Raw genomic sequence first — 279 nt, 5'->3', positions numbered from 1 at the left:
TTGCTCGCAGTCATGTAAACACTATGGAGCAAAAGGAATATCTAGTTAACCCCGCACGTACACCCGAGGGCTTAAAGTCTGAGTTAAAGGGCTACAAGCCATCTCAAAGAGCAGAATTGAGCATTGAAAGGCTTCCCACACTGAACATCAAGACAACTTGCAATGAGCTGTTAACTGATATTGGGCGCAGCACAGGTGGGAGTGATTACAAGTGGTTAATTTCATCGCTTAAACGTCTATCATCAACCTCTTTCTTTTTGGAAAACAAAAAGGAAATAT

1 protein-coding gene is annotated in these 279 nt (G+C 41.9%); it reads left to right on the top strand.

All coding sequences use genetic code 11. The features are described 5' to 3' along the window. Nucleotides 1-23: 23 nt before the first annotated feature. Nucleotides 24-279, top strand: a 256-nt coding sequence (locus tag A3712_RS23175; protein ID WP_197465897.1) for a replication initiator protein A, incomplete at its 3' end; no start/stop codon positions are given.

Source organism: Vibrio sp. HI00D65 (genome assembly GCF_001635455.1).
Classification (GTDB): domain Bacteria; phylum Pseudomonadota; class Gammaproteobacteria; order Enterobacterales; family Vibrionaceae; genus Vibrio.
Note: the sequence above shows the minus strand (reverse complement) of the source record. Positions and strands in the feature narration are given on the sequence as shown.